This window comes from uncultured Thermosynechococcus sp. (assembly GCF_937958135.1).
Lineage (GTDB): Bacteria > Cyanobacteriota > Cyanobacteriia > Thermosynechococcales > Thermosynechococcaceae > Thermosynechococcus.
In genome coordinates this window covers 1-7,344 of record NZ_CALGOG010000047.1, presented here as the reverse complement: position 1 = coordinate 7,344, position 7,344 = coordinate 1, and the positions used below count along the sequence as shown (strand labels likewise).

Genomic DNA, 7,344 nt, shown 5'->3' with positions numbered 1-7,344 from the left:
TCCACAAGTTTATCTGCACGGGCACCCTCGAAGAAAAAATTCACGAGCAAATTGAACAAAAGAAAATCCTAGCAGAAACTGTTGTTGGCAGTGGTGAGCAGTGGCTAACTGAACTCAACCTCGATCAACTGCGACAACTGCTTACATTGGATAAAGATCGCGTAGTGCCGCTTTAGGCCATTGCCCACTGGGAGGCCTGCTCACCCCGCAGAAGGCGAATTTGGGCAATTGCAAAAATGGTGGGAATAATGCGGGCGTAGTTGGTGGAGATGGCGCGCCAACCCAAGTCGGCAATAAACCAGATCCACAGGGCGGTGCCGGCAAAGGCCAAAAGACTGCGCCCCACGGCAAATTTGGCCGCTCCCATTGCTGCCCCACGGGAAATTAAGGGGGTCATTGAGAGCTTACAGCCGGCAAAGTGAATAGCAAATTGCCGTGCCACCTGCTGGACAACCATCGAACGCACCACAGAACTAATGGCGATCGCAGCGCCCCCCTCTAGGATAAGACGCACCGTCTCCAGCGAAATGGGATGGCCATGGCGCAGCTCCGGCAAGCTGTCTTGAATCTGTGCCGCTAGAACCTTGCGATCTTCATCCCCCAGCTTCTTCCACATCCGCTGCAAGAGATTCAAGAAGATTTCCATCTCCAGCTCGGGCACACTCCAACTGGGGGAAAACTTGATATTCAAATAGCGACACACGCGCATCAGGGTTTGCCGATAGCTGATTTGCTGCGCTTTACCCTGGAGCACCGTTAAGCCGTCTGCTGCCAAAAAGCGAAATCGCTCCTCAATATCATCCAGCCACGCCTGGCGATCCTGAGCTTGCACGGCAATGGGATCGGGCGTGGTTAGGTAGTCCAAGGGATTGAGCCGACGGCGAAACAGAATCTCCGTTAGGTCTTGTAACTCCTCCTCCGTCGCTAATTCCAGCGCAGCCCGTAGCTCGTTCATGGGGTTCTCGCTCCCGCAGCAGCACAATAGAACGTGATGATTCTTCAACCCTGATTATAGAATTCAGGCTCAAATTGTGGTATCACTCTCCCCCTGGGGAGGAGCGGTGGCAGCAAAGAGCCTAGGTTGTGCAAAAGCCTTTGCTATCGGTCTTCCACTCCCCGAAAAGGGCTGTGGGCACAGTACAATACAAAAGAATAGCAGGCTGGCAAAACTAAAACGCTATGGATTTATTAACCCTTGAAGGTTGGTTGGACAATACGGCCTTTGCCGTCCTTCTGCTCACCATGTTGCTCTACTGGGGTGGGGCGGCATTTCCCCAATGGCCGCTGCTGACGGCTGCCGGTCGCATGGGAATGGCGATCGCCAACCTCTGTATCACTGGCCTGCTGGCGGCACGCTGGATTGAGGGGGGCTACTTTCCCATCAGTAATCTCTACGAATCCCTCTTTTTCCTGTGTTGGGGCTTAACGGCAATGCACTTTGTCGCTGAGTCTATCAGTGGCCAGCGCCTTGTGGGGGTTGTCACCGCCCCCGTCGCAATGGGAATTACTGCCTTTGCTGCCCTCTCACTCCCGCCCGAAATGCAACAGTCGGCGCCCCTTGTGCCTGCTTTGAAGTCCAACTGGTTAATGATGCACGTCAGTGTGATGATGCTGAGTTATGCCACGTTGATGGTGGGATCCCTGCTGGCGATCGCCTTCTTAGTGGTCACTTGGGGCAAACCCGTCAGCCTCAAAGGGAGTTCTGTGGGGACAGGCAGCTTTCGCAGGCCCATGCCAGAACCTTTATTAGAACCGGCGAGTGGGGAAGGTGGCACAACGGTACTCACCCAGCCTAGGCTGCAATTGAGTCTGCAACGCCTGACCCTAGCGGAGACCCTCGATAACTTGAGCTACCGCATGATTGGTCTTGGCTTTCCCCTACTGACCATTGGCATTATCTCTGGGGCTGTGTGGGCCAATGAAGCTTGGGGCGCGCCTTGGAGTTGGGATCCCAAAGAGACTTGGGCGCTGATTGTTTGGCTGGTGTATGCGGCCTATCTCCATGCCCGCATGACCCGCGATTGGCAGGGGCGCAAACCCGCTATTCTCGCCACTGTGGGTTTTGGCGTCGTCTGGGTCTGCTATTTGGGGGTAAACCTGCTGGGGAAGGGCCTGCACTCCTACGGTTGGTTCTTCTAGTGGATTTTTGCCCGTGTGGGGCATCTACCACGCTCGCCTACACACCACCTTAAAAGCCCAGCAATGGCTCCCCCAAGGGTCGCGGATTCTGATTGCCCTGTCAGGGGGGCAGGATTCGGTGTGTTTAACCCAACTCTTGGTAGATCTGCAGCCCCACTGGCACTGGAGCTTGGCTGTTGTCCATTGTGATCACCGCTGGCGTCCCGATAGTGCCGCCAATGCCGCTTTTGTCCAAGGGCTAGCGCAGCGATGGCACCTGCCCTGTGAGGTAGTACGTGCTCCGCAGATGCCGAAAACTGAAGCAGCCGCCCGTTCATGGCGTTACCAAGTCTTTGAAACGGTGGCCGGGGCCTTGAATTGCACCCATGTGGTGACCGCCCACACCCAAAGCGATCGCGCTGAAAGTCTTCTGCTGCATCTGTTGCGTGGCACTAGCCCCGACGGATTGGCTACCCTTTTGCCGAGCCGTCCTTTGGGCGCAGTTCAATTAGTCCGCCCCCTGCTGGGGATGACGCGAGCGGAAACGGCGGCCTTTTGCCAAGCCTACGGATTAGCCATTTGGCAGGATGAAACGAACCAGAGTTTGGATTACCGCCGCAATCGGCTGCGTTTGGAGTTAATCCCCTATCTGCAACGCCACTTCAACGCCAAGGTCGAGCAGGCGCTGGCTCAAACCGCCGAACTGCTGGCCGGCGATCGCGCCTATTTCGAGGCTGAGGTTGCTCGTCTTGCCCCCGCAGTGATCCGCGAGCATCCCCCCGCTTTAGACCGGTGGCGTCTTCGGGAATTGCCCCTTGCCCTGCAGCGCCGCCTGATTTACCACTTCCTTCGCCGCTGCCTCCAGGAGCGGATTAACTTTGGGGTGGTTGAGGAGGTGCGTTCCCTGATCTCGGCAGGCAACGGTCAGCAAACCTCAACGCTGTCGCGGGGCTGCCACCTGCGGGTCTGCGGTCGGTGGCTTGAATGGGTCAGGCCAGCGGCACCACCGCCTGAATCTGTTCCCCCGCCGCAAGGGGAGCGATCGCCACCCCCATCGCCTCTCTGTTAAGGAGGGGTACGTCTGCGCCATTTGTGACCCACGCCCGCCCTTGGGTTGTCACCAGTGCCAAGGGGATGCCGCCACGGCCAAGTCCCGCCAGACCATCCTGTTTTTGTCCTAGGGGTATTGCCAACTGTCCCAAATGACCAAGGGGAGTGACTTCAATGAGGGACAGGGGCAGTTGCTTGCCCAAACCTAAGCGGGTCACAAGGAGGAGAGCCTCCTGTGCGGCGAGGGCGATCGCCCCCACCAATGTCTCCTGCACACCGAGGCGCACCGCCACTTGGCCTGGATTCAGCCGTCCCAAAGCTGGAAGGTCGGGGATGAAAAAGTGAAAGACCCGCCCCCGCGAGGTGGCCACCACCAAATGATCTGTGTCTGCAGGCAGAACCCAACCGAGGGCATCCCCCCCTTTGAGTTTCGTGAGTTGGAGACCGCGCCCCCTCAGGTCTTGAAGATCTGAGATCGGAATGACCTTAATTCGGCCTTGGCGCGTCAGCAGAATCAGCTTCTCTGCTGTGGGTTGACCGGGAAGAACTGTTAAAAGGGTCTCTCCCTGAGCCGACTCCGCCAAGAGGGGCAGAAGGGGTTGGCCGCGATCGCTGCGGCTAGTGACAGGCAGTCGCTCCACCGCCAGCGGATAGACTTTGCCGCTTTCGGTAAACACCCAGAGGCGATCGCTGGCCTGCACCGAGAATGCTAGGGGCAATGGCTCCGACCAGGGCAACCATGTTTGTAGCGGAACACTACTCCGACTGCGCTGGGGCAGACAGCGCCCATAGCCGCGATGATTGACTTCTACCCAGAGGGGAGCCTCGTCACGGTCATTGTTTTCCCCTGGTCCAGGGGGGGGCGGCACTGCCGTGAGAATTTGGGTGCGGCGGGGGTCAGCAAACTCTTTCTTTAACTGGCGCAGTTCTTTCTTTAGTGCCTTGAGGCGCTCTGGACGCTCACTTATCAACGTTTCCCACTGGGCAATCCGCACTTGCAACTCCGCCTGTTCCCGTTCCAGTTCCTGGCGCTCCTGCTGGGTGAGGCGGCGTAGAGGCATAGCAATCAGAGCACTGGCTTGGCGATCGCTCAAGCCCAAGCGCGTCATCAATTCCCGCTGGGCAGTACTGCCATCCGCTGCCGATCGCAAAATCTCAATCACCTGATCCACCGCATTGAGGCCAATTAAGAGTCCACTCACCACATGCTGGCGGGCTTGAGCAGCTTCGAGATCATGGCGATACTGGCGCAGCAGCGTCTGTTCACGGAACTGAAGAAACTCGCTGAGAATCTCCTTGAGGGAGAGTTGGCGGGGTTGATTGCCCACCAGTGCCATCAAGTTAATCCCGTAGGTGACCTGCAGTGCGGTCAGGCGGTAGAGCTGTTCCAATAATTGCGCTGCCGCAGCATCCCGCTTTAGTTCAATCACCACCCGCAGCCCCTCGCGATCGCTCTCATCCCGCAGATCGGCAATGCCCTCTAGGCGACCTTGATTCACCAAATCTGCCACTTTCTCAATCCATGCCGCTTTATTCACCTGATAGGGCAACTCCGTCACCACAATTGCTTGGCGGCGGTGGCGACCCCGGCCGGGCTGAATATCCTCAAGCTTAGCCACCCCCCGCAAGGTGATCGTCCCTCGACCCGTAGCGTAGGCGCGTCGCAGTTCTGCGCTCTCTACGATCACCCCCCCCGTAGGAAAGTCGGGTCCCGGCAGATAGCTCAGCAGTTCCTCTAGGGAGAGATGGGGGCGGTCAATGAGGGCAATCAGGGCATCCACCACTTCCCCCAGATTGTGGGGGGGGATATTCGTGGCCATGCCCACGGCAATCCCCGTGGAGCCGTTTAATAGGAGAATTGGCAGTTGTGCCGGCAAAACCAACGGCTCCGCTTGGGAGCTGTCAAAGTTGGGGACAAACTCCACAATGGCGTCGTTGATATTTGTCAAGAGCGTGCGCTGGGCGATCGCGGCTAGGCGCGTTTCGGTGTAGCGCATTGCCGCCGGTGGATCATCATCCACAGAGCCAAAATTGCCCTGCCCTGCCAACAGCGGATAGCGACTGCTAAAGGGCTGCACCAAGCGCACCAAAGCCTCATAGACCGCCTGATCTCCGTGGGGGTGATACTTCCCCAGCACATCCCCCACCACCCGTGCGCACTTGCGAAAGGGGCGATCGGGCGTCAGCCCCAGCTCATACATCGCATAGAGGATCCGCCGATGCACAGGTTTGAGGCCATCCCGCACATCTGGAAGTGCCCGCCCCACAATCACACTCATGGCGTACTCCAGATAGGAGCGCTGCATTTCACTGTGGAGTGGCGTAGGAATCACCTGTCCAGCGGTCAGCAAATCCAGTTGTTTGGGCATGATCACAAACGGGTCAAAGGATCATTCCCCACGATACAAGAGTTTTGCGAATTGTAAGGCAACTTAAGCGTCCGTTGGTGTTGCTTCCTTAGGCTTCTCTTTGGTTAGTCGCGCCACCCATTCCTTGATGAGGATGTAAATGATGGGCACCACAAAGAAACTGAGAAATGTGGCCGCAAGCATACCGCCTGTGACACTTGTTCTCAAAAATGGGACGCAGGCGTTCTTCAGCTGCGTTAATGACTGACTTGACAATGGAGGTGCCCTTGCTTTTGCGAATTTGGTTGGCAAACTCCACAATTAGAATCGCATTCTTACTGGCGAGGCCAATAAGCATCACTAGACCAATTTGGCAGAATACGTCATCAGTCAGTCCCCGCAACCACTGTGCCGGCAAGACCCCCATGATCGCCAAAGGCACCGAAAGAATTCAATGTAGCTTTCATACTGCGCCGAGAGCACAAGGAACACAAACACCAAACCAAGACCAGAAATCAACGGTGCCTGTCCTGCAGAACGGTGGACTCTAGGGATAACCCCGTCCGGCTATAGCCAATGCCATCGGGGAGAACCTCCTGAGCCAACGCTGCCATTGTCATCATTGCTTGACCCTGTGAACAGTTGCCGTTGCAGCATATTTTAGAATCTTAAAAGTCACCCAGAGCAGGCAATAAACATCCTGAGTCTAGTCTAGGGATGCCTATGGCAACTGCTACTTTAATAATCAGTTTCCATTTATTCTTGGTGAATAGAGAATAATTCCTATCGGCAATCCTCCGCTAAGATGTAGAGCAAGGGGCAGGAGGTCATTTCTAGCTCACCTTCAGGCTGTGACAGTCCTTGCACCAACCTTTATCAACGACAGTACAGGTACCAGTGGCTCTTACTAAGAAAACACAGCAAGACCAACCCATGATTAATGAACGCATCCGTTTTCCGCGGGTGCGTGTGGTGGATAGTGATGGTTCCCAATTGGGGATTATGTCCTCCCAAGAGGCGATCGCGATCGCCCGCGAAAGGGAACTTGACCTTGTGCTTGTGAGTGACAAGGCGGATCCACCCGTTTGCAAAATTATTGACTACGGCAAGTTTCGCTTTGAACAGGAAAAGAAGGCTCGTGAAGCCCGCAAAAAGCAGCACACCTCAGACGTTAAAGAGGTGAAGATGCGCTACACAATCGAAGAACACGACTACAATGTGTGCATTAATCGCGCCGAGCGGTTCCTAAAGGCTGGAGATAAAGTCAAAGCAACGGTGACGTTCCGGGGGCGGGAAATTCAACACTCCCACCTGGCAGAAGAACTCCTCAACCGCATGGCCAATGACCTGCAAGCGGTGGCCGAAGTGCAGCAGGCACCAAAGCAGGAGGGGCGCAATATGATTATGTTTTTGGCACCGAAGCGCTAACTAATCCTAGGGGGAGTATGTTTGACTTGCGTCCAGACCCCAAGTCCACCCCACTGGATGTCTCAGCCAATGAGAAACCCCGCTCGGCACTCCTGTTGGCGATCGCTGCCCTCGTCACGATTCTTCTGTGGCAACTTCCCTTAGGAAGCTATCTCCTGTATCCCTTTACCATTTTGGCCACTTGGTTCCACGAGATGGGTCATGGCCTCACAGCGGTTCTCCTAGGGGGCTACTTTCAGGAATTGGTAATTGATCCCGCTGGCTCCGGGTTTGCCCGCTATGGGGGTGAGGTGCTGCTGGGGCGTTTGGGACATGCCTTGGTTGCCCTGGGTGGCCCCCTTGGGCCAGCGATCGCCGGCAGCATTTTTATTTTGTCTAGCCGCTCCCATCGCACTACAGA

At 56.2% G+C, this 7,344-nt stretch carries 6 protein-coding genes and 1 pseudogene; 4 read left to right on the top strand and 3 right to left on the bottom strand.

Features of this window, described 5'->3' with window-relative positions; genetic code table 11:
* Window positions 1–172: 172 nt before the first annotated feature.
* On the bottom strand, window positions 173–955 hold the full coding sequence (locus Q0711_RS06260; protein WP_298613242.1) for a hypothetical protein: 783 nt from the start codon (window positions 953–955) through the stop codon (window positions 173–175).
* 224 nt (window positions 956–1,179) lie between these two features.
* Here Q0711_RS06260 and ccsB point away from each other — a divergent pair, with 224 nt between their 5' ends.
* Together ccsB and tilS are read left to right on the top strand one after the other, a co-directional pair.
* Window positions 1,180–2,139 carry a c-type cytochrome biogenesis protein CcsB gene (ccsB, locus tag Q0711_RS06255; RefSeq protein ID WP_298613246.1) on the top strand — a complete coding sequence of 320 codons (960 nt, stop codon included), beginning with the start codon at window positions 1,180–1,182 and terminating at the stop codon, window positions 2,137–2,139.
* 13 nt (window positions 2,140–2,152) lie between these two features.
* Complete coding sequence (gene tilS / locus Q0711_RS06250) at window positions 2,153–3,187, top strand: tRNA lysidine(34) synthetase TilS (RefSeq protein WP_298613249.1); 1,035 nt, start codon at window positions 2,153–2,155, stop codon at window positions 3,185–3,187.
* On the opposite strand, the gene Q0711_RS06245 is transcribed toward tilS, so the two are convergent.
* The gene (locus Q0711_RS06245) at window positions 3,108–5,537 is read right to left on the bottom strand and encodes a DNA topoisomerase (ATP-hydrolyzing) (RefSeq protein WP_298975984.1); all 2,430 of its coding nucleotides are present in this window, start codon (window positions 5,535–5,537) and stop codon (window positions 3,108–3,110) included. The two genes, tilS and Q0711_RS06245, sit on opposite strands and share 80 nt — an antisense overlap.
* Window positions 5,538–5,600: 63 nt before the next feature.
* Window positions 5,601–6,154, bottom strand: a pseudogene (locus Q0711_RS11680) (efflux RND transporter permease subunit); the annotation flags it as partial.
* A 295-nt stretch (window positions 6,155–6,449) separates the two neighbouring features.
* Between Q0711_RS11680 and infC the strand changes: the two are divergent.
* Window positions 6,450–6,944, top strand: a complete 495-nt coding sequence (infC, locus tag Q0711_RS06235; RefSeq protein ID WP_298613258.1) for a translation initiation factor IF-3 — start codon at window positions 6,450–6,452, stop codon at window positions 6,942–6,944.
* Between the two features lie 17 nt (window positions 6,945–6,961).
* The coding region (locus tag Q0711_RS06230; protein WP_299041968.1) for a M50 family metallopeptidase at window positions 6,962–7,344 on the top strand (383 nt) is incomplete at its 3' end.